Here is a 23,743-nt window from a genome sequence, read left to right on the forward strand (position 1 = left end):
GCAGCTGACGAATACTAATCGGTCGAGGGCTTAACCTAATATAGGGATCTTTTGACGAAGTCAAAAGTCTCTCTGCTTGAAACCTATAGTTGTTACTTTACGCAAGTTTCGTATCTAGTTTTCAAGGAATAAACCTTGAATAAGTTTTGTTTTTATTCCCTGATAGCTCAGTTGGTAGAGCACTCGACTGTTAATCGAGTTGTCACAGGTTCGAGTCCTGTTCGGGGAGCCATATGGAGAGGTGTCCGAGCTGGCCGAAGGAGCACGATTGGAAATCGTGTAGGCGTCACAAGCGTCTCGAGGGTTCGAATCCCTCTCTCTCCGCCACTATCTTTCTATAGCAAGGCCCGTTGGTCAAGTGGTTAAGACACCTCCCTTTCACGGAGGTAACAGGGGTTCGAGTCCCCTACGGGTCACCATCAATTTCTTCCCATGGAGGCTTAGCTCAGCTGGGAGAGCATCTGCCTTACAAGCAGAGGGTCGGCGGTTCGATCCCGTCAGCCTCCACCATGAATTCTAGTGCAAGGCTTGATTTATTAGAATTCCTGAAATATACTTAATGACGCGGGGTGGAGCAGCCCGGTAGCTCGTCGGGCTCATAACCCGAAGGCCGCAGGTTCAAATCCTGCCCCCGCAACCAATAATGAATGTGGAGCCGTGGTGTAGAGGCCTAACATGCCTGCCTGTCACGCAGGAGACCGCGGGTTCGAATCCCGTCGGCTCCGCCATTATTACCAACATCATGTAAGGCTCGGTAGCTCAGTCGGTAGAGCAGAGGACTGAAAATCCTCGTGTCGGCGGTTCGATTCCGTCCCGAGCCACCATTTTTACAAATGAATATGCCGTTGTAGCTCAACTGGTAGAGCAACTGACTTGTAATCAGTAGGTTGGGGGTTCAAGTCCTCTCGACGGCACCATGTTTTTATGGAGGCTTAGTGAAGTGGCTAAACACGGCAGACTGTAAATCTGCTCTCTCCGAGTTCGGTGGTTCGAATCCATCAGCCTCCATTTACTTTTTCTAGGGGCATAGTTTAAGGGTAGAACAAAGGTCTCCAAAACCTTTGGTGTGGGTTCAATTCCTGCTGCCCCTGCCAAAAAAGTAAGAAATTTAATATTGTGGCGGTCGTGGCGAAGGGGTTAACGCACCGGTTTGTGGATCCGGCATCCGCGGGTTCAAGTCCCGTCGTCCGCCCATTATTACCAAAGCAAGATAATGGGGATTAGCCAAGCGGTAAGGCAACGGACTTTGACTCCGTCATGCCAAGGTTCAAATCCTTGATCCCCAGTTTTATATGCGGAAGTGGCTCAGCGGTAGAGCATCGCCTTGCCAAGGCGAGGGTCGCGGGTTCGATCCCCGTCTTCCGCTCCATTATTACTAAGGCGCCATAGCCAAGTGGTAAGGCAGAGCTCTGCAAAAGCTTTACCCCCAGTTCGAGTCTGGGTGGCGCCTCCACAAATTTATTAGCCGGAGTGGCGGAATCGGCAGACGCACAGGACTTAAAATCCTGCGGTAGGTGACTACCGTACCAGTTCAAGTCTGGTCTTCGGCACCATTGTTTTACAAGTTCATATGCCGGCATGGCGGAATGGCAGACGCGCTCGACTCAAAATCGAGTCCGAAAGGGTGGAGGTTCGAGTCCTCTTGCCGGTATAGTAAATTAAAGCCTATGAAATCAAATGATTTCATAGGCTTTTTTCATTTTATCTATGTAGAAAGAAAACAAAAAACAAAATAGCTGGAAGCTTTTTTAGCTGCAGCAAAGAAATACACAATCAGAAGGAGCCTGGTTCAATGAACGGGAGCTCCTTCTTTTTTTGTAGGGTTAACGATCAGGCATCATAGATTACCAAGCATAAGTCATTGTTACGATTACGAGCAAAATGAACAATACGAGAATAGCAGCGGCAGAAGTTCCATAACCAACACCAGCACCAGCAGCAACACCCATGGATGTCACCCCCAATCGTAAGTAATGCTCTCGGCAGCCTTCCATGAGAGACTATACATCTTATGGTGATCTGCCATAGTTTGACTGGGTGATCTGCCCAAATGAAACTGAAAAACATGCTTTAGGCGAGAGCCTTTTTTTAGAAAATTGATCCAGAGTTTGAACAAGAGACAGCAGCCCTCCATATGGTAAAAAAGAGATTGAAATGCCATTATGGAGGTGTGAGTGCTATCGAGTACCTAGATATGTTAGCAAAGCTTGGCGTGGGTAATGCGCACCCTGGCGGATTCGGCGAGACCATAGAGCAATTGAAGAAATACCCGATAGAGAAAGGGAAACGAGTTCTGGAGGTTGGGTGCGGAACCGGGAGAACAGCGTGTTTCCTTGCAGAGCAGGGATGTGAAGTGACAGCGGTTGATATCCGCCCTGAGATGGTTGCCAAAGCGATTATTCGAGCCGAGAAGCAAGGGGTGAAGGTGGATTTTAGAGAGGGCGACGTGTGCCAGTTACCTTTTGAAAATGAAAGTTTTGATGTAGTGATGGTGGAGTCCGTCACGAATTTTGCTGAAGCGCAGAAGGCAGTTGCGGAGTATTACCGGGTGTTGAGGCCTGGCGGAAAGCTCTATGACCGAGAAGTTATTCGCGTAAAAAATATGTCCACTGGCGTCCACAGGGCGCTGAGCAGTTTCTATGGCGTTAGTAAGATTTATAGTATGGAAGAATGGCGTGAACTGCTGGAAGGTAGCAAATTTGACGTGGAGTTCTCAGGTATCCATCCGTTTCCATTAACTATGTTCGAAGATCAAGTTCAGCATCCGGACCCTGTGCACTTATCTGATAAGCAATCGTTCATGGATCCACGGATTTGGCAAATTACAGCCAGATACGATGAGTTGGTGAATAAATATCATAGCTATATGGGATATACGCTGATGATAGGATCGAAGGAATAGATGAAACCGTGGCAGGAATTAGGCACCCCGATGGCGAAATAAGTGAGAAAGATTATCATTGGGGGCTGTTTCTTTTGAACGCTGGTGCTATAACGGAACGCATTCCGAACCGGAAAGCCAAAGAGATTTATGAGTTGATTTGTCGTCACGCGACGATTTCCAAGACGGAGCTGCTTGAGCAAAGCGGGATGACTGTCTCTACATTGACGCGGCTGTTGGAAGAATTGACGGGCCAAGGATTCATTCTTGAATCCGGCTTCGGTGCGTCAACAGGCGGGCGTAGGCCGATTCTATATGAGAAGAATTCGGCTTACGCATATATTTTTGGGTTGGAAATCTCAAGGACATTGTCCAAGCTGGTACTGGTTGATTTGGGCATGAACAAATTAGATGCCCGGAGCTGGACGATGACGGCAGAGATGACGCCGGAAGTGCTTATCCGCTTCATTGTCGATGAAGCGCGCAGTATGATGGAGCGGCACGGAATTACGAAGTCGATGCTGCTAGGAATCGGTGTCGGCGCCGTGGGGCCAGTGGACAGGCTGTCGGGAACGATATTGGAGCCGGCCTATTTTCAGGCCAAAGGCTGGAGGAATGTTGAAATCTGCAGGGAGCTGTCAGAGGAGCTAGGTATCCCCTCCATGCTGGATAACGGGGCGAACACAGCCATATTAGCAGAGTCCTGGCATCAGCGTACGCAGAGCTTCAAGCATCTGCTATATATCCATGTCGGGGTTGGTCTACGTTCTTCCATGGTCTCGGAAGGGAAGCTCATCTATGGCGCGGTCGACATGGAAGGCTCCGTCGGGCAAATGATTATTCAGACGGACGGCGTGGCGCACCGTAACGCCGCAGGAAACTACGGCGCCTTGGAGTCATACGCATCCTTGTATGCCATTGAAAAGGCGGCACGCTCTGCCTTAAAACAGGGCCGCTCCACGGTTCTGTCGCATCTTGTGGAAGACCCTGAGCAGCTGACCTACACGCAGGTACTGGAGGCACTCAAAAAAAATGATCCCCTTGTCGTGGAGATCATTACGGAGGCTGCGACCTATTTTGGCATAGGACTAGCCAATTTATTAAATATTTTGCACCCGGAGAAGGTCATCCTCGGGGGCCCGCTCATCGCGGGAGGGGAGTTGTTCTTCCAAACCGCTACACAAGTAGCGATTCGGAAAACATACTACTACCCCGCGTATCAGGTTGTCTTCAGCAAGGGGCAGCTTGGTGAAGAAGCCCTTGCCATGGGAGCAGCCGTGATGGTCATGGACCAGCTGGTTAGGCTGTGACGCCTTTGAGGAATTCAAGGAGCAGCGCATTGAAAGCTTCGGGCTTCTCCATCGGCGTCAAATGCGAAGCAGCCGGGATGGTGTGAAAGCTGGCGCCAGGAATCGCGTCAGCCATCTTACTCATGACATCCGGAGGCGCGATGGCATCTTTCTCGCCAGCGATGACAAGCGTTGGCACAGTGATAGAGCCGAGGAGGTCAACGGACTCGGCTCGGAAGGCCATGGCGAGGCTCGCGTGGACGAGCCCTTCGGCAGGCATGGAGGCCATGACCGCGCTTATGCTCTCCACGAGCCCTGGTTGATCATTGGCTGTCTGCTCGGTTAATAGCTTAGGCAGCATAGCATCTCTTGCTGCGCTTGCCCCTTTGTCATAGAGGGCAACTGCCATATTCATACGATTCTTGCGAGCCTCTAACCCGTCTGCTTCCGGACGGGTATTGGCGAGAAGAAGCGCCGTGAATCGTTTAGGAGCTTTGCGCAGAAGTGCAAAAGCCACATATCCACCCATGGAGAAGCCGCCAAGCGCGGCTTTTTGTATGTCCATTTTGTCCATCATCGTCAAAATGTCATCCGCGTATTGCTCAATAGAAATGTTAGCAACGGGTACATCTGAATGCCCCATACCGCGTAAATCAGGTGTAATCACACGATAATTTTCGGATAAAGCTTCTACTTGCGCTTGCCACATACGATGATCCAATGGAAATCCATGAAGTAAAATGACAGGTGCTCCTTGCCCTTTTTCTGCTATGTACAACTCTGCTCCGTTAATGTGATGTTTCATTCGTTGTCATCCTCCAAGACTAGTTTTTACACGCATAAAGTCCTAAATTTCTACAAAATATTAGTTCGAAGGTCGTAAAAACAAGAGAAATAGCGAAAAAGTTATGTCTTCATACTTTCATTATGGTTAACTCATACTTCTTTAACATTTGATTGTTATTCTCTCAGTATACCCGTTGTTAACCAACAAAAGCGAATAAGAATCATTCATTCATGAAGTGAGGTTATGGCTATGACTAAAAAACCTTGGTCCACACAAGAATTGGACAAGTTAATTCGACTTTCATCAGAATGCCCGCCAGTTGTAATTGCCAAAGAATTATCCCGCCCTGTCACATCTGTACGCAAGAAAATGCGCGAAATTGGTGTAAGCTACGTTACCGGTGAGCAATGGAAAAAAAGTCAGATTCAATATCTGATCTCGGATGAGGGAACTTCCTACACGAACAAGCATAAATTAACACAAGCTCCAAAAGAAAATGACTTTGAATCTCCCGTGCTCGACGAATTCTGGACAACCTTAGTAAAAATGGCCAGAGTAGCGAAGAAGAGGGGGAAGCGCGTAGATGTCCTTTCGTTTATCGATACTTACCGGAAGATTCGTATCGGCGGTTAAGAAAATAGGAGATACATAAAAGGTGAAATCCGTTATAACGAGATTTTACCTTTTTCTTTTGCCCAAACCCCTCTAAACTGAAGATACCAAAGACATCTAGGAGGTCAAATGCATAGAATTCCCCTTTTTTCGATGATTAGCAAGTATGACACAGCCATATGGGTTCGAGTCGTCGGCACGATTCTAACATCATTAGCCGGGTTTATGATGAGACCTTATTTAGTTTTTTATTTGTACGACAAGTTGGATGGTTCCGTGTTCTTATCCATGTTGATTGTAGGCTTACAGCCTTTATGCGGGATATTCGTAAACTTGTACGCAGGCAGCCTGAGTGACAAGTACGGGCGAAAGCCAATGATGCTTGCAGCGCTCATTATTCAAGCCTTTGCAATTGGAGGGTACATATTTGCCAGCCATGTATGGGAGTTTGCGCTTATTTCCATTATTAATGGGATTGGACATGCGATGTACGGACCGGCTGCGAATGCTCAGATTTCGGATGTTGTGCCGGAACATAAGCGAGCCGAAGTGTTTGCTTTACTGCACACTGCTTTGAACATGGGATCAGCATTTGGTCCGCTGCTTGGCTTGCTTCTGTTTACCATGAATCCGTCGATTATCTTTCTGGCTTGTTCGCTCACGCTGGTTGCTTATGCAGGGTTGGTCATATGGAAGGTTCCAGAGACGATGCCTGTAAAAAGTGAAGAGATGCTGGCTGCCTCAAAAGCGAACAAAGTCAAAATTAAATGGTCAGAGCATAAATCACTGTTGTGGATTACATTCCTGGCCATGCCGGTATCCCTTCTATATGCGCAAGTTGAGTCTACATTTCCACTGCATTTACAGCAGAATTTTGAGAATTACAAGTCGGTATTTGCGACGATTATTACCTTTAATGGATGCGTAGTTATCGCGCTTCAGCTATGGATTGCTAAGAGAACAGAGCATGTACCTGCTTATATCGTTGTGGCTGTATCGTACATGCTGTTTGCTGTCGTATCTATCGGTTACGGATTCGTTCCTTATCTTGCTATTTTGCTTTTCGTTGAATTTTTATTTACCATTGGTGAAATGTTGAACGGGCCTCATATTCAAAAAGTGATCTCCGTAATTGCACCAGAGGAGCATAGAGGCTTGTACTTCTCAGTGTTCGGAATGAATTGGCAGTTATCGCGCGCTATCGGGCCTATCCTCGGAGGATTGCTGTTCAGCCATTATGGAGGAAAGGTGATGTTTGCCGTTGTCGGCGTCATCCTCGTTGCTGCTGGTATTGCTCAAGCTAGATATATTAGAAACTTAAATCGTAAAGAGAAAGAGCCGGTTATTGAAGGTGTTTTGCAAGCATAGTGCAGTGTGACGAGTTTGATTATGCTTGTAGTGCAGCAGTAGCAGCATGTGCGCGAAAAGAGGCTGTCCCAAAAGAGATGATCACTCGGTCATTGTACGACTGGGGATAGTCTCTTTTTTTCATGGAGTCGAAACGATTAGTGGGAAAAACTCCCTATATTTCAAGCATGTCCTCGCTTTATAGACCTAATAACTGGAAAAATTCCAGTTAAATCGCTCCTATAACCCTGTTTCCAAGCTCAATCGAACGCATTAACTGGAGAAATTCCAATTATTCATGCCTGTAGTTGTGTTTTCCAAACATTTAGCGGTAGTATTTCCAGTTCAACTCAAGAGCCGCTTCCCACAGGGTAAAAAGAGGCCTTCTCTCGGTCATTCAATGACTTTCGGGAAAGCCTGTGTGATGTTTATAAGGAATTCTCAAGTTAATGATTTAGGTCACCACTACGTTATGACCTTGCTCACCTTATAAAGAAAAGAAGAAAGTCTACAATGATTTTAAGATGAGATCTTTTAAAAGGAGTGTGTGAAAATGCGATTGTTTTTGCATGTGTTAGGCCAATAGCGAGGAATCCGTGAAAGTGGGTAGACAAACGGAACGGAAGCGTACAAATGTGTTTCGAAAAAGTGGGATGTCTTCGGCTCGATGGGTACGATTCTCCTAATATTGATGGTGTGGAAGCCTGGCATCTAAGGATGTTGGGCTTTTTATTGTTTTGTAAGACATCTGTAAGTTTCCTTTTCAAAGGATGAGGTATAATTATATTAGCTTGAGGAGGTATGTTCGCATGGGGACAATCGTTCTTGTTGTAGATGATGAACCGAATATTATAGATGTTTGTACCGTTTATTTGCAGAGGGAGGGATATCAAGTCATTGCCGCAATGAACGGTGAGGAGGCGATTAGGCAATGGCGGCAGCACAATCCGCAGTTGATTGTGCTGGATCTGATGATGCCGGGTAAAAACGGCTGGCAAGTTTGCGAAGAAATTCGCAATGAGCGGGACGTTCCGATCATCATGCTGACGGCACTCGGGGACGAAATGGACCGATTGATGGGGCTTACGATGGGGGCAGACGACTATTTGACGAAGCCTTTCTCCCCACGAGAGCTCGTATTACGAGTGAAGGGGATCTTGCGCAGGCTGCAGCGAACGCAGACGGAGGCTATGGTGAATACGGAAGCAGCACTTCCTGGTCATATATTGAGATACCCTGGCCTCGAGATTAATGTGCTGCACCGAAGTGTTCGCGTCATCGACAAAGACATTGAGTTGACGGTGAAGGAATTTGAACTGCTACATTTGTTCGCAGCTCATCCGGATCAAGTTTTTTCGCGGAACCAATTGCTGAGCAAAGTTTGGGATATTGATTATTACGGGGATACAACGACAGTCACCGTCCACATCCGCCGATTAAGAGAGAAATTGGAGCCTAATCCTTCTGAACCTCGCTATATCAAAACGGTGTGGGGAATTGGTTATAAATTCGAAGGGAGGGAGCGATCCTGAAGCTTCGATTTTATTTGCTCATCGCAAGCGGAGTTAGTACGGGTATCATTTTGATTACGCTTCTTATTTGCTATCATTTCATGCTGCTTCATTGGAAGGACGTTGTGATTCTGTCGACCGTGACCTTAAGTGCGGCTGTCGTATCGATGGGCATTCATTACATCATGACTCGTCCTCTGGAAAAAGCTATTCATGCCATCACGCAGGAAACGACTCGCATTTCAGAAGGGTATTTTGAGGGCATAGTACCTAACACGGGGCCGGCTGAATTTCAAAGACTAGCGGGTCAGTTCAACCACATGAGCGGGAAGCTGAAAGAAAGCTTCGGCAAATTGCGAAGTGCTGAGACTTCTCGCAAGGAGCTTGTGGCCAATGTGTCGCATGATCTTCGAACGCCAATGGCTTCAATTCTTGCCTTCGTTGAAGCGCTAGAAGATGACGTCATTCAAGACAAAGCAACCTTTGAACGTTATCTCCGTACCATTCGTTTGGAAACGGGAAGATTAGATGCATTGATCCAAGAGTTATTCAAGCTATCACAGCTCGATGCAGGGGGAACAGAATTCGAGCCAGAGCCGTATCATGTCGACCAACTACTGGTGGATGGCCTGCAAAGCTTAGCTTTTCAGCTGGAAGATAAGCAGTTACAAGTAACAGTGGACCTGCCCGATTACTTGCCTCCTGTCACGATCATGCCTCAGGAAATGAAGCGGGTTCTGGCTAACATATTGGGGAATGCCATTCGCCACTCTCCTGCCGGCGGCAGCATTACAATTAAAGTCGAGCAGTTGGCTACCCCCTATCTAAAGCTGCTTATTCAAGATCAGGGCCAAGGTATTGAGGAGAAGGATGCGGACAAAATATTTGATCGCTTTTATCGCTCGGATCCATCACGGACGCGAGTAAGCGGGGGAGCAGGACTTGGATTGGCGATTGCCAAGTCTATCGTTCAGTTGCATGGGGGAACTATCGGGATGGACAGCCGAGCGGGGCAGGGCGAGGGGAATGGCAGCACGTTCTGGTTTACCATTCCTGTTGATTCTTAGGTGTCGGAGGCAACCACGGGTAGAATAGAGACACGCTGCGAATACTTTGTAATTTTAGCGAGATTGTAAGCTTTATTTAAGATTTGTACGTTATGATTAGAGATATAAACTTTTGGTTGAATAGGATGTGGGCGTATGGAGTCGAAAAGAGGTTGGTTGAAGCAATCTTTTGGCAAGCGTCTTAATGCTATACATAGCTGGAATGCCTGGATTCTCCTGCTGCTAACGATCACGGGCATTGTGCTTAGCATAGGGGCGATTCGCGGGGATTTGGGGATTTTTCGGGTGTCGCTGAAGCAGCTTCACATTTATTTGGGTGTCGCCTCGATTCTGCTGATGGTGCTATATGCGCCAATGATTCGCAAGCATTGGCATCAGATTCGCGCGCGCCGCAATCAACGCGCGAATCTGGTGTTCGTGCTGGCGCTGCTGGTCGGCTGGGCAGCGTCCGGGATAGTCCTGTGGCAATTCCGCCATCTGCCACCAGCTTTGAACAATGCGGCACTCCTCATCCATGACCTGCTCACCTGGGTCGGAGTGCCGTATGCCGTGTACCACGCCATCTCTCGCAGCAGATGGCTGAAGCGGCAGCAGCGGCTGGATCAAGCCGCCGCTGCTGCCGCTTCTAAGCCGCCGGCCGTGCAGCCGGCGGCAACAACCCCCGTGGCGGCGTCTGACGCCACGGCAGAGCGCTCAGCAGCGCAGGCGGTTATCGCCGCGCTGAAGGAGTCGCCGATCACGCGCGCCTCGTTCCTGCGAATTGTCGCAGGACTGCTGCTTGTGATCGCGGTCGGTCCCGCCTTTTATCGCTGGATAAAAGGCGCGTTCGACTCCGGCGGCTCTTCGACCGCCGAGTATGTCGCAGGAGACGGCAACAGCATGCTGCCGCCGCCTGCGCCGCTGCCTGACTCCGCCGCTGTGGTTGGCGGAGGAGCGCAAGGGAATTTCCGTATTTATACGGTGACGGAAATTCCGGCTTTTTCCTCGGAGACCTGGCAATTCGCCATTTCCGGTCTGGTCGATAAACCAAGCGTATGGAACTGGGATGAGTTCCTGAAGCTGAAACGAACCGTACAGGTAAGTAATTTCCACTGTGTGACGGGTTGGTCTATTTATAATTGTACGTGGGAAGGGATACCGCTTAAACAGCTATTAGCTGCGGCAGGTGTGCAGTCCAAGGCGAAATTTGTGAAATTTTATTCCGGAGATAAAGTCTATACCGATGCACTTTCGTTGGAGCAAGCTGGTGGAGATGACATTATGGTAGCTGTGCTGCTGGATGGCAAGCCGATTCCTCAGAAATTGGGGGGACCCGTCAGGCTAATTGTTCCGCAGATGTATGCGTATAAATCCGTCAAATGGCTCCAAGGGATTGAGCTCATTGAGAAGGAGCATATGGGGTATTGGGAAGTTAGAGGCTACGATAATGATGCTTGGGTGGACAGATCAAATAATGCTTAAAGAGACTGAAATGGCAAGAAGCTTCAACTGACTTTCCGGGTGGTTTTTGGTATAGTTATGTCAAAGAAACCTGCTTGGAAATGAGGAATAACATTGAGAATCGTATCGGTTAATGTGGGAAAACCACAAATCATTCAATATCAAGGCAAAGAGCTGGTCACGGGAATCTATAAATCCCCGATCAGCTCATCTTTGTATGTATCGACTACCCAATTGGATGGCGATGGGCAAGCTGATTTGACCGTACACGGCGGTGTTGATAAAGCACTGTGTGTATACTCCGAGGAGCATTATCCCTACTGGGAGGAATTGCTTGGTCGCAAGCTGGAAGCGGGTGCGTTTGGCGAAAATTTAACGGTCCGTGGTTTTCTGGAGGCAGACGTCTGCATAGGGGACATTTATGCCATTGATGATGTTATTGTTCAGGTCTCGCAGCCGCGCCAGCCTTGTTTTAAAGTAGGCAAGCGACTGGAGTGGGCCAAAACCCCGATACAAATGCAGGAAACGGGATTTACCGGGTTCTATTTCAGGGTTTTGCAAGAGGGATTCATCTCCAAAGATTCTCAAGTGAAGCTTGTCGCCAAAGACAGTGAGGGCGTAACCTTGGCCTATGCAAATCAAATTAAGTATCACGATAAAATGAGTAAAGAAGGGGCTGAACGTCTCGTACAGACCTCTGCACTATCTGAAAGCTGGAAGAAATCCTTCACGAAACGGCTGGTGGAACTCGGGTCATGATGACAGGTGTTATTTTGGCCGGCGGCCTGAATCGTCGCATGGGGGGCAGAAGCAAAGCGCTGCTTCCTGTTCAAGATCAGCCCTTGCTCCTTCGGCAGCTTACAGAAATGTCACGTATATGCAGCCAAATGATTGTCGTATCGAATGAACCTGAGGCATTCCAATCTCTAATAGCATCTAATTCCAAGTCAATGAATGTGCAGTGGGTGTCAGACATACATGTTCAAAAAGGTCCGTTGAGCGGTATTCATGCAGCCGCTCAAGTGGCAACTCATGATTTCATGTGGGTTGTTGGCTGTGATATGCCGTTCATTTCTTCAGAAGCCGTAGAGGCTATGGGACAGTTGTGCCAAGAGGCGAATGTGGATGCGGTTGTTCCGGTCATAGATGGCAAGGTTCATCCGCTCCATGGGATTTACTCTAGGTTAGTTGGCTCTGAGGCTGAGGTATTATTGAAGCAAGAGCAATATCGCTTGATGGGTTTGCTCGATCATATCGATTGGTTGCCTGCGGAGAATGCTTTTTTTGAAAAGCTGAATTTGTCGTTACAGTTTGTAACGAATGTGAATACGCCTGATGAGTACAAGACTATGTTAGAAAATCTATCATAAAGTAGTCTCGCAAATAATTAACCATTAGAATCTTAGGATTTTGCTATAAAATGTGTCATAATGGACTGGAGAGAAGGTGAACCTTATGCCGAAGCTGCTGATGGATCGTTTTGGACGGATGCACGATTACTTGCGAATTTCAGTTACGGATCGCTGTAATCTTCGTTGTGTCTATTGTATGCCCGAAGAAGGAATGGAATTTGAACCGGATGATAAGTTATTAACGTTCGAGGAAATCACCGAGGTTGTTCGTGTGCTGGCTGGACTAGGTGTCCGTAAGCTGAGATTAACCGGCGGAGAACCTCTTGTGCGTAAAAACCTGGAACAATTGATTGGCATGCTCTCCCGAATACCGGGGATTGAAGATATTGCGTTGACAACGAATGGGATCTATTTTGCTTCGAGAGCTGAAAAGCTTCGCGCTGTAGGATTAACCCGTGTGAATATTAGTTTGGATTCCTTGAGAGCCGACCGGTTCTCGCTCATCACTCGAGGCGGTGATATTAAGCGTGTTCTGGCCAGCATTGAAGAAGCTTATCGTGTGGGAATTACCCCAATTAAGTTGAATGTTGTACTTATGAAGGGCATGAATGATGACGAGATTGAAGACTTTCTGCAAATGACGATAGATCGTCCGATTCAAGTTCGGTTCATTGAATACATGCCGATTGGGCATCAAGATGAGGCTTGGAAAAGCCGTTATTTGTCTTTGACGACCGTACTGGACCGATGTAAGGAAAAGGGCTGGAACGCTGTCGCATCGGATGCCGTGTACGGGAACGGCCCTGCTCAGAACTATCGGATAGAAGGAGCACTGGGTTCATTCGGTCTCATTCATCCGATTAGTGACCATTTCTGCGAGACTTGCAATCGGCTTAGGATTACAGCTGATGGCAATGTGAAACCATGCTTGTATTGGTCAGATGAATTCAATGTAAGAACCTATATTGGCGACGATGCGGCGATGGAAGATCTCTTCTTCCGCGCTTTGGATATTAAGCCGCAAAATCATGAGATGGCGCAGGCACTCCTGAATGAAACCCAGTCGCATACACCAACACTTCGCCGGATGTCGCAAATTGGCGGTTAACCTATAGGAGGAACAGACGTTAGTGAATAGCGATATGAAGCTGAAATTCGGGCGTAAAGTCATTTCGGTGGAAGAAGCCCGAAGCCTGCTTTTCCAGTGTATCAAACATGGCGAAACGGAAAGGGTACCGTTATCCGCCGCATTCAACAGGAGGCTAGCCGGGGATATTTATGCAGAGCATCCCGTGCCTCATTTTCGCAGATCTGGCGTTGACGGCTATGCGGTGTGCGCTGCGGATATTAAGCAGGCTACGCCTGAGAATCCTTCCATCCTGCATGTCATCGAGCATATTCCAAGTGGAACGGTTCCTAAGCTCATGGTGTTTTCGGGTACAGCAGCCCGCATTATGACGGGAGCGCCTGTTCCTGATGGAGCGGATTGTGTGGTCATGCTGGAAATGACAGATGCACTTCCCTCGCTGGACGTAGGGATAAGTTCGACTCAGGTCTGCATCAAGAAAAATGTACCCGTAGGCAGCAATATAACCCCGATTGCCGGGGAAGTAGCCGAAAAGGAATTATTGCTCCCGCTAGGAACACAAGTTGGACCTGGTGAAGCAGCGATATTAGCTACTTTCGGCTATGCCTATGTGACGGTTTTCCGCAAACCGAGGGTAGCAATCTTCTCAACAGGCTCAGAGTTATTAAATGTTGAGGAAGCGCTGCAGCCTGGACGAATTCGCAACAGCAACAGCTACATGCTTGCCGCGCAAGTGGAAGCAGCAGGTGGAGAAGCAGTTATCATGCAGGCACTTTCGGACCATGTAGATGAGGTGGAAGCCGCGCTGCTGGAGACACTAGCCAAGGTTGATCTTGTCATCACCTCCGGCGGTGTCTCTGTTGGCGACTATGATGTATTGGTGGATTTGTTTGGCCGGTTTACGGGTAAGCTGCTGTTTAATAAAGTGGCGATGCGTCCGGGCACTCCGACGAGCGCAGCACTATGGGAGAATAAACTGCTGCTCTCGCTCTCCGGTAATCCAGGAGCATCGTTTGTAGGCTTTGAGCTGTTTGCCAAGCCGCTGATTAAAGCGATGTCAGGCTGTCCATCCCCTTGTCCCGAGGCCATTACAGCTTATCTGGATGTGGATTACGAGAAAGGTTCGGCCTTCCCGCGTTATGTCAGAGGGACAACGCATGTGGAGAATGGCTGTTTGCGAGTTAAGCCTTCTGGCATTGATAAATCCAGCATTATGGTTTCCATTAAAGATGCGGATTGTTTGATTCAACTGCCTGCTGGAGGCTCGGGTTTTGCGAGGGACGAACGCGTTCTTATCTATCCAATCAATTAGAAAAAGAGCCTGCTTGCACTCAGCTTCTGTAAAAGAAGTTGGTGCAGGCAGGCCTTTTTTACAAGGAATAATCAGGTTGGATGAAAGGCGAGATTAGATTGCGAAAGTAGCCAAGATGATAACAAGCAGAACATAAAGGACAAGAACAACACCTACGGATCCGTATCCAGTTCCACAACCAGCTGCATATGACATAGTATCCCCTCCGGTTCTTAAGTATTTAAGTGGGTTGAATCACTATACATCAACATCATATGACGTAGAGACATTCGTTGATTGGACGTATGCCCTGATTTTACTTTGCAAAACGCCTAATTAGGCGTAGGTATTGTAAATGATTTTCCAGTATACTTAAGCTAGAGGTGATACATAAATGATTGAAATTCGAACATTAGAACAACAGGAAGTAGCGGAGAGTCTTGCTTTGTCCCAATTTGCTTTTCAATATGAGCTCAGCGAAGAGGACCAGGAAGAGCGGAGCAGTTGGACAAATCCGAAGGAAATTTGGGGCTACTTTGTTCAGGGTAAGCTAGCTGCGAAGCTGCAAATTAATCAATTTCATACGTGGCTGAATGGCCAGCATTTTGCCATGGGTGGAATTGCGGGTGTAGCGACATGGCCGGAGTACAGACGTAATGGGATGGTTGCGAAGTTGCTGGTTCAAGCGCTTAAGGTCATGAAGGAGCAAGGGCAGACCGTCTCTTTTCTATCACCGTTTAAGTTTGAATTTTATCGGAAATATGGCTGGGAGACGTACATTGACTATCTCAAATATGAAATACCTGCGGATAAGCTTCCTAAATTTCAAGCCTCGGAAGGCAGTTCAATCGTTCGTGTGACGAAGGAATGGGAGCTTCTGAATCCAATTTATGAGCAGTACGCTGTGCAATTCAATGGGATGCTGAAGCGGGACGCTAATTGGTGGAACAACAGATTGTTTAGGAATAAAAAAGGGACAGTAGCCCTTTATGTGAACCCGCAAGGTGAACGGACGGGGTACGTTTTTTATCAGGTGAAAGAGTTCACAGCGACTATTCATGAGATGGTGTTTTTGGACGAGGAAACCAGACGCGGGTTGTGGAAGTTCATAGCGGATCACGATTCAATGATCTCGAAGGTGGAGGTTAAAGCCCCAATCGATGATCAGCTTCCGTTCTTGGTGCATGACCCTAAGTTCAAGCAGGAGAAAATAACATATTTTTCGTCGCGTATTGTTGATGTTGAAGCTTTCGTGACGCAATATCGATTTGAACCGCGTAAGGAAGTTGAACCGATCTACTTGCGCATTTCTGACTTACATGCTGACTGGAACGATGGTATTTTCCAATTGCAATTCACTGATAACGGGGAAAAAGCGCAGGTTACCAAATTAGCCGAGGGTGAGCAACCAGCAGATGAGCATGTGCTGAGCTGCAGCATTCAAACGTTGACTGCTTTGTTTATGAGTTATCAAAAGGCTAGCTTTATGGCCCTGATTGAGCGGCTTCAAGGTTCGCAGGAGCTTGTAGCGCGATTGGAAGCGGCTATTCCACAGCGGACGACGTATTTGGCCGATTTCTTTTAGATGAATCAGTCCCGGTGTTCCGGGGCTGTTTTTTGTTTGTAGGGAACTACAGTCCGCTATCTCTCGGAAAACGGCCTTTTTAATAGAGAAGGGGAACTACAGGGTCGTATTTCCCCAATGTGCCTCGATTTTCAGCCGAAAACGAGGAAATAGAGGAACACAGTTCCCCTCGCTGGACCAAAAGCCAGCTTTTCAAATAAATAGCGAACCGTAGTTCCGCCAAAAGGCTTTTGGGCTGCTCCCGTACCGATGTCCTGTTAAAATGAAAAAACCCGTGATTATCACGGGTTTAATTTGTACACTTTAACTGTTTGGAAGCCGAACTTGCGTAAAGATTGTTGGGAGCCTGGAACAAAAATATCAACGCGTTTACCTTTGATGGAGCCGCCAGTATCCGTGGCATAGGCGTACATGCCGCCTTTTGGCAGGCCATTGAAATCATAACCTTCTATATAGAGCTTAGATCCAAGAGGAATAACAGATGGATCTACAGCGACGGTTCCGATTCCTAGTGGGTTCCCCATATAGTCCAAAGCTCCATAGCCGCCATTTTCAGATGGATCTGCTGAGTAGGCTGTTGACTCAAATAATTCATAATCAGGTGCGTGATGATGACCGTCTTTACTTAAAATTGCTAATTTGCTGCTTGCGTCCCACTGAACGGGAATGTCGGAAGCATTGCTCAGAAAACGAAGTGGCACGTATACACGTCCGTTTTGGAACTCGGCATGTGTGTCCATCTCGACACGCGTGCTATCGATTTCGGCCTCTTTTTGACCTGACACTAAAGAAATAGAGTGCTTGTCATTGTTAAGAGTGACTTTGATTTCGTCGCCTTCCTTTTGCCATTGTACATCATAACCCAGTTTCTCTGTTACAAAACGGATCGGTACTTGTGTAGCGTGGTTGTCATCCAAATAAGGCTGCGCATCGGGAAATTGAACCAGGTCATCGTTGACTTGAACTTTCACATCCATATTCGCGGCAGCTGCCTGAGCATGTCCCGAAAATGGGGAAAGAAAGCCCCCTGCCAGAACTGTGGCGGACACAGCAAGGCACGTTAACCCTTTTGTAAACATATTCAATTGGTAATCCTCCTTCAAATGAGCCTCCGAGGTTAGTTGACGGGTTCGGGAAGAAGGTTCTCCCTAGTCTACTCTGCATGCAGAGCAAATATTCACCCCATGTAAATCGTCCCCCGTACCGGCACTTTGTCTGTGCACCGGACTCGGCTTCAAATATTCTATCATTGATAGAATAAGAGAAACAACGCCCAAAATATGGTTGCAGGTCTTAGTCCTTACTGGACTTAGGTCTAGGTACAATAACAGTCGGGAGTCCGTTTTGACGTGAATCCATTTCGGCTACGATAGTAGCATGAAGATTACGCAAAGGGCGGTGCAAGAATGAGCATGAATCGATCGAAAAGTTGGGCTTTCATTTTAATAGCTGTAGGCTTCCTCATCTGTATGCATCAAGTGGGTATGCATTTTCATGTTATGGGATTATTGGTTCCTGTGGCGATGGTGGGGCTTGGTTATGTGGGGATAAGTAATGGAAAGAAAATTGGATGGGTTATTTTTGGTATTGGAGCTTTGATATTAATTACGAAATTATCAGGATTACTCGCGATTGTGTTCGCGGTTGGGTTAATGTATTACGGTTATCGCATGCTGAAAAAACAAAAGGATTCGGCGGAGTTCAGACTATAATCGATAGGAACTTAGGGGGTGTGGGATAATGAGCGTATTTAATCGAATTGGCAAAATGGCGGATATGGCTTTCCATGAGGCGGCAAGCAAGCTTGATCTGCATGAGCGGGGAGGTGGCCGCTCCGGTCATTCCGGGCACTCTGGCGCATCGGGCGGCATCGCCGAGCTGGAAGAGCGCTACGAGGAGGCGCTGCAGCGAACCATTGGACTGCGTAAGCAAAGCATCGACGCAGAGGAGATGGCGCAGCTGCGCGCCGAGCAGGCTGAGCTGGCCATGCGCGCTGGCGACGAAGAGCTGGCGCGTCTAGCGCTGCAAGAGAAGCTGCGCTTGGAAGCAGCCTGCGCGGAGTACCGCGCGCAGTATGCGAGCAGCCAGGACGTCTGCCTGGCGCTCGCAGACGAACTAGCGGCGCTGCGTGCCGGCCGCGCAGCAGGAGCTGGACAGCCGCGCAGCGGGCTGTCCAAGGAAGAAGCTCGCGAGGCACTCCGCGAGCTGGAAGCGACCGGCCGCGAGATCGGCCGGGAAGCACTGCAGGGCCTGCGCGTGGCGGGGCGTGTGTCGCGAGAGACGCTGAAGGAGGCTGGCAGCAGCCTCCAGCAGGAGCTGCGCAAGCTTCAGCAGGATTGGCGCGACAAGAAATAAGCCACGCATAATTGTACTGCGCCGCGGACAGCGTGCGGCGTAGCCGAGTTCTGGCCTCCATTCCTCATGCTAGATCCTTGCTGGGCAAGGATTTGCATCTTGGAGGCTGTCCATTCTTATGGTATGCTAGGAATCTATATGAACGAATTAATCGGCAGCCAGAGGAGGTGCAGCGATGGGCGAAGAAACCAAAAACAACCGCAACCGGAATACAGCACTAGTGCTGATTGGAGCCGGTCTTTTTTTGCTTCTGGATCATACGATAGGCTTTTTCCCCATTCTTGCGATTATCCTCGTCTTGCTGGGCATTCATCGGGTCCGTTCCCGCAAAGAGCGCAAAGGTTTTGTGCTTATCGGCGTGGGAGCTGTGATTCTGTTTGGTGATCATATTACGATTGTTTTCGCTATCGTCTTGATTTCATTAGGATTCTTTTTCATCCGTTCTAAGCAAATGCACAAGGATGACACGTATATTCAGAAGCAAAAGCTGATGGACAGCGTTCGTTTGGGGCGTGAGCCTTGGATCATGCGCAATAGTTCTACGTGGTACATTATTGGGGAGACTTATATCGATCTCTCGCTTGCCATTCTAGAGCAAAAGGAAACTACGCTTATCCTGCAAGGTGTGATAGGTGATGTTGATATAAAGGTACCAGATGATATAGGCGTTTCAGTGGGGGCTTCGGTCACCTTTGGCCAAATTCAAGTCGCAAGTGAGCGCGAGTCTGGCGTAATGAACAAATTACAGTGGCAATCGTCGAATTATGAGAGCTGTGATCACCGCGTGAAACTTGTGCTTTCTTATATCGTAGGAGATATTAAAATCAAAGTGATGTAACAATCCAGAGGAGGTTCAGCGCATATTGGACGGCTATAAACGAAGATTAACGAATATGATATGGCGCAGTATGGCTGAATCGATCATTTTTAGTTTTTTTGTATTTGGCGCTATCATTTATTTCATGAACTCGCGGAATTTAATTACACCATTTACGAGCTGGCAGGAAGGCGTGCAATTCGTTTTCATGGCTATCGTTATTATCGGCGGCATTGGCGCTGGATACGGTTATTGGAACAGTTCACGGATTACACGCCGGCTTGAGCCGCTTATGGAAACGATGATTTTATTGGAAAAAGGGACCTTTGCCCGTGAAGGCTTCCAGAACGGCGAGGACGAGATTGGGCGTCTTGGCGAGCAGCTCGGCCGCATTATGAAGCGATGGGAAGAACAGGTTACTTCACTTCAGCGTTTATCTAACAATAATGCCGAGCTTGCGGAGAAAGCGAAACTGTCAGCTGTAATTGAAGAGCGACAACGGTTAGCACGGGAGCTGCACGACGCGGTGAGCCAGCAATTATTCGCCATATCTATGACTGCAACAGCAGTTGGCCGGACATTGGACAAGGATTTCGAGAAAGCCAAACGCCAGATTCATCTAATCGAGGAGATGGCTTCCGTTGCGCAATCGGAGATGAGAGCGCTGCTGCTGCATTTGAGGCCGATCCATTTGGAAGGAAAACGATTGTCCGAAGGACTTGTCGAGCTTCTCAAAGAGCTGGCGGCCAAGGTGCCGATGGCGATTACGTGGGATATGGACGAAGAGATTCGTTTAAATAAAGGTATTGAGGATCATTTGTTCCGAATTGTACAGGAAGCACTCTCGAATGCGTTGCGTCATTCCAAAGCGAATAAGCTTGAGGTTAAGCTGCTGCACCGCGCTGACGGCGTTCGTCTCGCAATCCGTGATGATGGTGTCGGGTTCGAACTGGATGCGAAGAAACTCACCTCGTATGGCATCGTGTCTATGAAGGAGCGGGTGAACGAAATTGGCGGATCCGTTGATATTATTACAGCCCCTGATCGGGGTACACGCATCGAAATTCGCGTTCCAATCCTAGCTGCTGATATAGTGGAAGGTGTATAGTTGTTTATTTGGTTTTTGATTGTTGGTTTGGAAATAGAATGAGAGTTCTGCTGACGAGAGGAGAAGCAAATGGACGATACATTGATTAAGGTCTTGCTTGTCGATGACCATGAAATGGTGAGGATCGGGCTTGCCGCTGTTCTGGGAACGGAGGACGGCATTGAAGTGGTCGGAGAAGCCAGCAACGGGCACGATGGCATTCGGTTGGCTCAGGAGTATCGGCCAGATGTCGTCCTGATGGATTTGGTCATGGAAGGCATGGATGGGATCGAAACGACCCGAAAGCTGCTCCAGCTGTACCCGGACTGTAAAGTCATTGTGTTGACTAGCTTCTTGGATGATGAGAAAATGTATCCAGTGATTGAGGCTGGGGCCTTCAGTTATTTGCTCAAAACGTCTCGTGCTTCTGAAATTGCTTCAGCGATTCGAGCTGCGGCGAGAGGGCAGTCTATTCTGGAGTCTCAGGTTGCCTCTAAAATTATGAACCGTTTCAGACAGCCTAAGGCGGCAGCGGAACCGCATGAAGAGCTGACGGATCGGGAAATGGAAGTCCTGCGGCTGATAGCCAAAGGGAAATCGAATCAGGAGCTGGCGGATGATTTGTTTATCGGTGTGAAAACAGTGAAATTTCACGTCACGAATGTACTGGCCAAGCTTGGTGTGGAAGATCGGACACAAGCTGCAATCTATGCCTTTAAGCATGGCTTGGCTGAGTAGCAACAAGGAACAAGGGAGCGATAAGGATGAATTTTCTCAAGCAATTGTGGAGCTGGTTTGGCTCCATTGCCATTTCTTTTGTTTTAGTCGTATTTCTTGGCGTTTTTGTGTTCCAATCGACGAAAGTAATGGGACATTCTATGGACCCAACACTGCATGATAGTCAACGCGTGTATGTATCAAAGCTATCTCATACGTTCAATTACGAACCGAATTATGAGGACATTGTCATTATTGATTCTAGAGTAGATTTGAAGCGGACGTTCAAGAACGATCTGCTTGACAGCCCTTTGCTTAGCCTATTTACAAAAGGCGATGACAAACACGTTTGGATCAAACGTGTAATCGGGAAACCTGGCGATCGTTTAGAGATGAAAGACGATAAATTGTATCGAAACGGCCAATTGCTCGAAGAGCCGTACTTGAATGAGGCGATGCGAGCAAATGGAAACAAGCAATGGACGGTTCCGGACGATCACGTGTTCGTGATGGGGGATAACCGAAATAACAGTATGGACAGCCGAGTCATTGGATTTGTTCCGCTCGATCATGTTCTAGGTAAGAAGCTATTCTAACAAAAACGACCCTCTGGGAGAGCATGCAGGTGCATGAGCTTATTCCAGGGGGTCGTTTTTGTTAACTCACATCTGTGCATCGAGCAGCAGTCCTCTCATTGGAACCGGCAAGTAGGCTTGAAGCTTCGAACGGTATTGCCCGTAAGGCTTTAGGTCAGATTGGGACATTTGGAACAGCGCTTCGGTTGGTACCTGCTGCAGTTGTCCAAGGCTGTTCGCCAAGGTGGCAGCGAAGCTGGTGAGGTTGCCAAGGCTTTTACGAAAAGAGCCAGAAAGGCTGCTGAGCTGATCTTGCAGTTTATTTTCCTGGAGTTCGAGGTTGCCATCATCGAGCTTGTTGATGCCTATTTCTTTGAGCGAATACGGCTTAGCGGCTTGCTCTAGCCCACCAAGAAGAGAGCGATTCATGTACGCTGGTGACTCCCGCAAGGAAGTCTGAAGTTCATTATATGTATCTACGAATTCACGGATAGGCTCTAGGATGGCTTCACGATTGTTGTCGCCTGGTCTTGCTTTGATCAAGGATTGTGCGGATTGTTTGGCGTTCTCGGCCGTTTGAACGAATCCAGCTACGTTTTTGGCCGCAGATTTAGCGATTTTTTGATAAGGTGAGCCTTCATAAGGCAAATTAAGAGGCACGCCAATCGTTGTAGATTTACCGCCTGCGATGCCGCGGACACCGCTAACCCGATAGTAATCCTTATGGGTTTGGTAGCTATTTACTGCTGTTATTGGAGGATAGGCATAAATCATTACAATCACCCCTTTTCACTTAAGTCTAGTATAACATTCGTAGGTATTGGGGTAAATTGGTACTTGTCAGAATGAATTTGAGTAAGGAGCTGAGTCACTTCTGTCAGGAACAACATAAGATAGCATTATTGCTTCTTGTGGAGGCGATGCAGCGTGATTCGCAAACGTTTAGCTGCTAATGACGATCGGGCTATTCATCGTTTGGTTGTTGAACAGTTAGCACCCTTTTCCAGACAGTATCAATCAGGTATGACAATCAGTTTTTCGGAAATTCGTAAGCGGTTGAACCACAACAAAACGTTTGTGGCAGCGAAAGGCTATAAACAGCCATATGGCTTTATTTCGGTTATCCGCAAATCGAACGTGCTGTTCGTCGATATGCTAGCCGTCGATCCCCGTGAGCAAGGCAAGGGACTGGGTAAAGAGCTTATGAAGATGGCGGAGGAGTACGGGAAAAGTGAGCGCTGTCGTACAGCTGAGCTTTTCGTCGATGATAGCAATCCGAATGCTATTGGCTTCTACACAAGCAAAGGGTATGAAGTTCAAGAGTATCTCCCTGAGCTAAGCTGCTACAGAATGAAAAAGAAGCTGGTTCGGTAAAACAAGGGCTGCTGATGAGCAAGTCATCGGCAGCCTATTCTTCATTCGCTGAACATGACAGCAACTCGGTCGAGTGGAATATCGATGGAACCTTGGCCAGGAGCTGGTCCGCCAAAAAGCGGCGTTCCGAAGAAGCTTAATCGCTCTAGTACTGGTTCTGGGCTGGATGTCTCTGCGTTTTCTTTTTTGGTATGGACAGGTTTCGCTTTGGAAGCGGTCTTGCCTTTCTTCTTGGATGTCGCTCCACTTAGCGTTGGACGAACTTCTTCATTAAGAATGAGAGTATTTTTCTCTAAACGGCTTAAAACTCCAAAGATTTGGGAACCATCATTAAGATAAAGCAGAACTGACTTTCCGCACAGGTTTTTGCAAGCTTTTTCAGTAATCGGATCAATGGGCTGCATGAGAGTCTTGGCACCTCCGTTTTAGTATGTACTTTAGCCTATTCGGAAGGCCTCGTTTCGGTATAGACGAATGTCTAGATCGGTATAAGAAATTGTTATAGGGAAAGTTCTCAGAAAAGTTGAATAGCTTGACAATTTTAGGTATGCTAAGCATATTAACTAATC

Annotated in this window: 25 protein-coding genes, 16 tRNA genes and 1 riboswitch; of the genes, 35 read left to right on the top strand and 6 right to left on the bottom strand. The window is 47.8% G+C overall.

Annotated features, from left to right (window positions below; all coding sequences use genetic code 11):
* The first annotated feature begins 156 nt into the window (after window positions 1-156).
* The 16 genes from GQF01_RS20355 to GQF01_RS20430 all read left to right on the top strand — a co-directional run bounded on the left by GQF01_RS20355 (window position 157) and on the right by GQF01_RS20430 (window position 1,651).
* Window positions 157-232: transfer RNA gene (locus tag GQF01_RS20355), tRNA-Asn, on the top strand.
* A gap of 3 nt (window positions 233-235) precedes the next feature.
* A tRNA-Ser gene (locus GQF01_RS20360) sits at window positions 236-327 on the top strand.
* Window positions 328-344: 17 nt separating this feature from the next.
* A tRNA-Glu gene (locus GQF01_RS20365) sits at window positions 345-419 on the top strand.
* Between the two features lie 15 nt (window positions 420-434).
* A tRNA-Val gene (locus GQF01_RS20370) sits at window positions 435-510 on the top strand.
* Window positions 511-563: 53 nt separating this feature from the next.
* Window positions 564-640: transfer RNA gene (locus GQF01_RS20375), tRNA-Met, on the top strand.
* Between the two features lie 11 nt (window positions 641-651).
* Window positions 652-728, top strand: a tRNA-Asp gene (locus GQF01_RS20380).
* A gap of 20 nt (window positions 729-748) precedes the next feature.
* Window positions 749-824: transfer RNA gene (locus GQF01_RS20385), tRNA-Phe, on the top strand.
* A 17-nt stretch (window positions 825-841) separates the two neighbouring features.
* Window positions 842-917, top strand: a tRNA-Thr gene (locus tag GQF01_RS20390).
* Between the two features lie 9 nt (window positions 918-926).
* Window positions 927-1,008, top strand: a tRNA-Tyr gene (locus GQF01_RS20395).
* Between the two features lie 12 nt (window positions 1,009-1,020).
* Window positions 1,021-1,094: transfer RNA gene (locus tag GQF01_RS20400), tRNA-Trp, on the top strand.
* Between the two features lie 25 nt (window positions 1,095-1,119).
* Window positions 1,120-1,192: transfer RNA gene (locus GQF01_RS20405), tRNA-His, on the top strand.
* A 22-nt stretch (window positions 1,193-1,214) separates the two neighbouring features.
* Window positions 1,215-1,286 (top strand) — tRNA-Gln (locus GQF01_RS20410).
* Between the two features lie 8 nt (window positions 1,287-1,294).
* Window positions 1,295-1,369: transfer RNA gene (locus GQF01_RS20415), tRNA-Gly, on the top strand.
* A gap of 10 nt (window positions 1,370-1,379) precedes the next feature.
* Window positions 1,380-1,453, top strand: a tRNA-Cys gene (locus tag GQF01_RS20420).
* 11 nt (window positions 1,454-1,464) lie between these two features.
* Window positions 1,465-1,553 (top strand) — tRNA-Leu (locus GQF01_RS20425).
* 19 nt (window positions 1,554-1,572) lie between these two features.
* A tRNA-Leu gene (locus GQF01_RS20430) sits at window positions 1,573-1,651 on the top strand.
* 193 nt (window positions 1,652-1,844) lie between these two features.
* Here the strand turns inward: GQF01_RS20430 and GQF01_RS20435 are convergent.
* The gene (locus tag GQF01_RS20435; RefSeq protein WP_161408567.1) at window positions 1,845-1,949 is read right to left on the bottom strand and encodes a YjcZ family sporulation protein; all 105 of its coding nucleotides are present in this window, start codon (window positions 1,947-1,949) and stop codon (window positions 1,845-1,847) included.
* A gap of 221 nt (window positions 1,950-2,170) precedes the next feature.
* On the opposite strand from GQF01_RS20435, the gene GQF01_RS20440 reads away from it, so the two are divergent.
* Both GQF01_RS20440 and GQF01_RS20445 read left to right on the top strand, forming a co-directional pair.
* A complete protein-coding gene (locus GQF01_RS20440) occupies window positions 2,171-2,902 on the top strand; it encodes a class I SAM-dependent methyltransferase (RefSeq protein WP_202556568.1) in 732 nt (243 codons plus the stop codon).
* A gap of 74 nt (window positions 2,903-2,976) precedes the next feature.
* Entirely contained in the window at window positions 2,977-4,191 is a 1,215-nt protein-coding gene (locus GQF01_RS20445) for an ROK family protein (protein WP_161409859.1), read from the top strand.
* Here the strand turns inward: GQF01_RS20445 and GQF01_RS20450 are convergent.
* Window positions 4,181-4,975 carry an alpha/beta fold hydrolase gene (locus GQF01_RS20450; RefSeq protein ID WP_161408568.1) on the bottom strand — a complete coding sequence of 265 codons (795 nt, stop codon included), beginning with the start codon at window positions 4,973-4,975 and terminating at the stop codon, window positions 4,181-4,183. The genes GQF01_RS20445 and GQF01_RS20450 overlap by 11 nt on opposite strands.
* Window positions 4,976-5,206: 231 nt before the next feature.
* Here GQF01_RS20450 and GQF01_RS20455 point away from each other — a divergent pair, with 231 nt between their 5' ends.
* From GQF01_RS20455 to GQF01_RS20495, 9 genes are all read left to right on the top strand, one after another.
* Complete coding sequence (locus GQF01_RS20455) at window positions 5,207-5,590, top strand: hypothetical protein (RefSeq protein ID WP_161408569.1); 384 nt, start codon at window positions 5,207-5,209, stop codon at window positions 5,588-5,590.
* A 108-nt stretch (window positions 5,591-5,698) separates the two neighbouring features.
* Window positions 5,699-6,937: an MDR family MFS transporter gene (locus tag GQF01_RS20460; protein WP_161408570.1), complete on the top strand. Its 1,239-nt coding sequence runs from the start codon at window positions 5,699-5,701 to the stop codon at window positions 6,935-6,937.
* A gap of 788 nt (window positions 6,938-7,725) precedes the next feature.
* On the top strand, window positions 7,726-8,448 hold the full coding sequence (locus GQF01_RS20465) for a response regulator transcription factor (RefSeq protein ID WP_161408571.1): 723 nt from the start codon (window positions 7,726-7,728) through the stop codon (window positions 8,446-8,448).
* Between the two features lie 14 nt (window positions 8,449-8,462).
* Entirely contained in the window at window positions 8,463-9,494 is a 1,032-nt protein-coding gene (locus GQF01_RS20470; RefSeq protein ID WP_161408572.1) for a sensor histidine kinase, read from the top strand.
* 135 nt (window positions 9,495-9,629) lie between these two features.
* Window positions 9,630-10,955, top strand: a complete 1,326-nt coding sequence (locus GQF01_RS20475) for a molybdopterin-dependent oxidoreductase (RefSeq protein ID WP_161408573.1) — start codon at window positions 9,630-9,632, stop codon at window positions 10,953-10,955.
* 87 nt (window positions 10,956-11,042) lie between these two features.
* Window positions 11,043-11,693 carry an MOSC domain-containing protein gene (locus GQF01_RS20480; RefSeq protein ID WP_161409860.1) on the top strand — a complete coding sequence of 217 codons (651 nt, stop codon included), beginning with the start codon at window positions 11,043-11,045 and terminating at the stop codon, window positions 11,691-11,693.
* Window positions 11,690-12,304: a molybdenum cofactor guanylyltransferase gene (gene mobA, locus GQF01_RS20485; protein WP_161408574.1), complete on the top strand. Its 615-nt coding sequence runs from the start codon at window positions 11,690-11,692 to the stop codon at window positions 12,302-12,304. Before GQF01_RS20480 ends, mobA begins: the two co-directional genes overlap by 4 nt.
* Window positions 12,305-12,389: 85 nt before the next feature.
* Window positions 12,390-13,394 carry a GTP 3',8-cyclase MoaA gene (gene moaA, locus GQF01_RS20490; protein ID WP_161408575.1) on the top strand — a complete coding sequence of 335 codons (1,005 nt, stop codon included), beginning with the start codon at window positions 12,390-12,392 and terminating at the stop codon, window positions 13,392-13,394.
* 22 nt (window positions 13,395-13,416) lie between these two features.
* Window positions 13,417-14,685 (top strand): molybdopterin molybdotransferase MoeA, encoded by a 1,269-nt coding sequence (locus GQF01_RS20495; protein ID WP_328803494.1) that lies wholly within the window; start codon window positions 13,417-13,419, stop codon window positions 14,683-14,685.
* Between the two features lie 93 nt (window positions 14,686-14,778).
* Here GQF01_RS20495 and GQF01_RS20500 read toward each other — a convergent pair whose 3' ends face one another.
* Window positions 14,779-14,880 (bottom strand): sporulation protein YjcZ, encoded by a 102-nt coding sequence (locus GQF01_RS20500; protein WP_145666491.1) that lies wholly within the window; start codon window positions 14,878-14,880, stop codon window positions 14,779-14,781.
* 178 nt (window positions 14,881-15,058) lie between these two features.
* Between GQF01_RS20500 and GQF01_RS20505 the strand changes: the two genes are divergently transcribed.
* On the top strand, window positions 15,059-16,249 hold the full coding sequence (locus GQF01_RS20505; protein WP_161408576.1) for a GNAT family N-acetyltransferase: 1,191 nt from the start codon (window positions 15,059-15,061) through the stop codon (window positions 16,247-16,249).
* Between the two features lie 281 nt (window positions 16,250-16,530).
* Here GQF01_RS20505 and GQF01_RS36885 read toward each other — a convergent pair whose 3' ends face one another.
* Complete coding sequence (locus GQF01_RS36885; RefSeq protein WP_328803533.1) at window positions 16,531-17,328, bottom strand: stalk domain-containing protein; 798 nt, start codon at window positions 17,326-17,328, stop codon at window positions 16,531-16,533.
* 12 nt (window positions 17,329-17,340) lie between these two features.
* A riboswitch (cyclic di-AMP (ydaO/yuaA leader) is annotated at window positions 17,341-17,493 on the bottom strand.
* A gap of 162 nt (window positions 17,494-17,655) precedes the next feature.
* Between GQF01_RS36885 and GQF01_RS20515 the strand changes: the two genes are divergently transcribed.
* The 6 genes from GQF01_RS20515 (at window position 17,656) to lepB (ending at window position 21,821) form a co-directional block, all read left to right on the top strand.
* The gene (locus GQF01_RS20515; RefSeq protein WP_161408577.1) at window positions 17,656-17,961 is read left to right on the top strand and encodes a LiaF transmembrane domain-containing protein; all 306 of its coding nucleotides are present in this window, start codon (window positions 17,656-17,658) and stop codon (window positions 17,959-17,961) included.
* A 28-nt stretch (window positions 17,962-17,989) separates the two neighbouring features.
* The gene (locus GQF01_RS20520) at window positions 17,990-18,604 is read left to right on the top strand and encodes a PspA/IM30 family protein (protein ID WP_161408578.1); all 615 of its coding nucleotides are present in this window, start codon (window positions 17,990-17,992) and stop codon (window positions 18,602-18,604) included.
* Between the two features lie 175 nt (window positions 18,605-18,779).
* Window positions 18,780-19,442 (top strand): cell wall-active antibiotics response protein LiaF, encoded by a 663-nt coding sequence (liaF, locus tag GQF01_RS20525; protein ID WP_145666503.1) that lies wholly within the window; start codon window positions 18,780-18,782, stop codon window positions 19,440-19,442.
* A gap of 25 nt (window positions 19,443-19,467) precedes the next feature.
* Entirely contained in the window at window positions 19,468-20,529 is a 1,062-nt protein-coding gene (locus GQF01_RS20530) for a sensor histidine kinase (protein WP_161408579.1), read from the top strand.
* Window positions 20,530-20,598: 69 nt separating this feature from the next.
* Window positions 20,599-21,246, top strand: coding sequence for a response regulator transcription factor (locus GQF01_RS20535; RefSeq protein WP_161408580.1), 648 nt, complete (start codon window positions 20,599-20,601; stop codon window positions 21,244-21,246).
* 26 nt (window positions 21,247-21,272) lie between these two features.
* The gene (gene lepB / locus GQF01_RS20540) at window positions 21,273-21,821 is read left to right on the top strand and encodes a signal peptidase I (protein WP_161408581.1); all 549 of its coding nucleotides are present in this window, start codon (window positions 21,273-21,275) and stop codon (window positions 21,819-21,821) included.
* A 66-nt stretch (window positions 21,822-21,887) separates the two neighbouring features.
* On the opposite strand, the gene GQF01_RS20545 is transcribed toward lepB, so the two are convergent.
* Window positions 21,888-22,574 (bottom strand): hypothetical protein, encoded by a 687-nt coding sequence (locus tag GQF01_RS20545; RefSeq protein WP_161408582.1) that lies wholly within the window; start codon window positions 22,572-22,574, stop codon window positions 21,888-21,890.
* A 153-nt stretch (window positions 22,575-22,727) separates the two neighbouring features.
* Here GQF01_RS20545 and GQF01_RS20550 point away from each other — a divergent pair, with 153 nt between their 5' ends.
* The gene (locus tag GQF01_RS20550) at window positions 22,728-23,174 is read left to right on the top strand and encodes a GNAT family N-acetyltransferase (protein ID WP_161408583.1); all 447 of its coding nucleotides are present in this window, start codon (window positions 22,728-22,730) and stop codon (window positions 23,172-23,174) included.
* Window positions 23,175-23,215: 41 nt separating this feature from the next.
* On the opposite strand, the gene GQF01_RS20555 is transcribed toward GQF01_RS20550, so the two are convergent.
* Window positions 23,216-23,578, bottom strand: coding sequence for a hypothetical protein (locus tag GQF01_RS20555; protein WP_161408584.1), 363 nt, complete (start codon window positions 23,576-23,578; stop codon window positions 23,216-23,218).
* Window positions 23,579-23,743 lie beyond the last annotated feature (165 nt).

This window comes from Paenibacillus silvestris (assembly GCF_009882985.1).
GTDB classification, from domain to species: Bacteria; Bacillota; Bacilli; order Paenibacillales; family NBRC-103111; genus Paenibacillus_E; species Paenibacillus_E silvestris.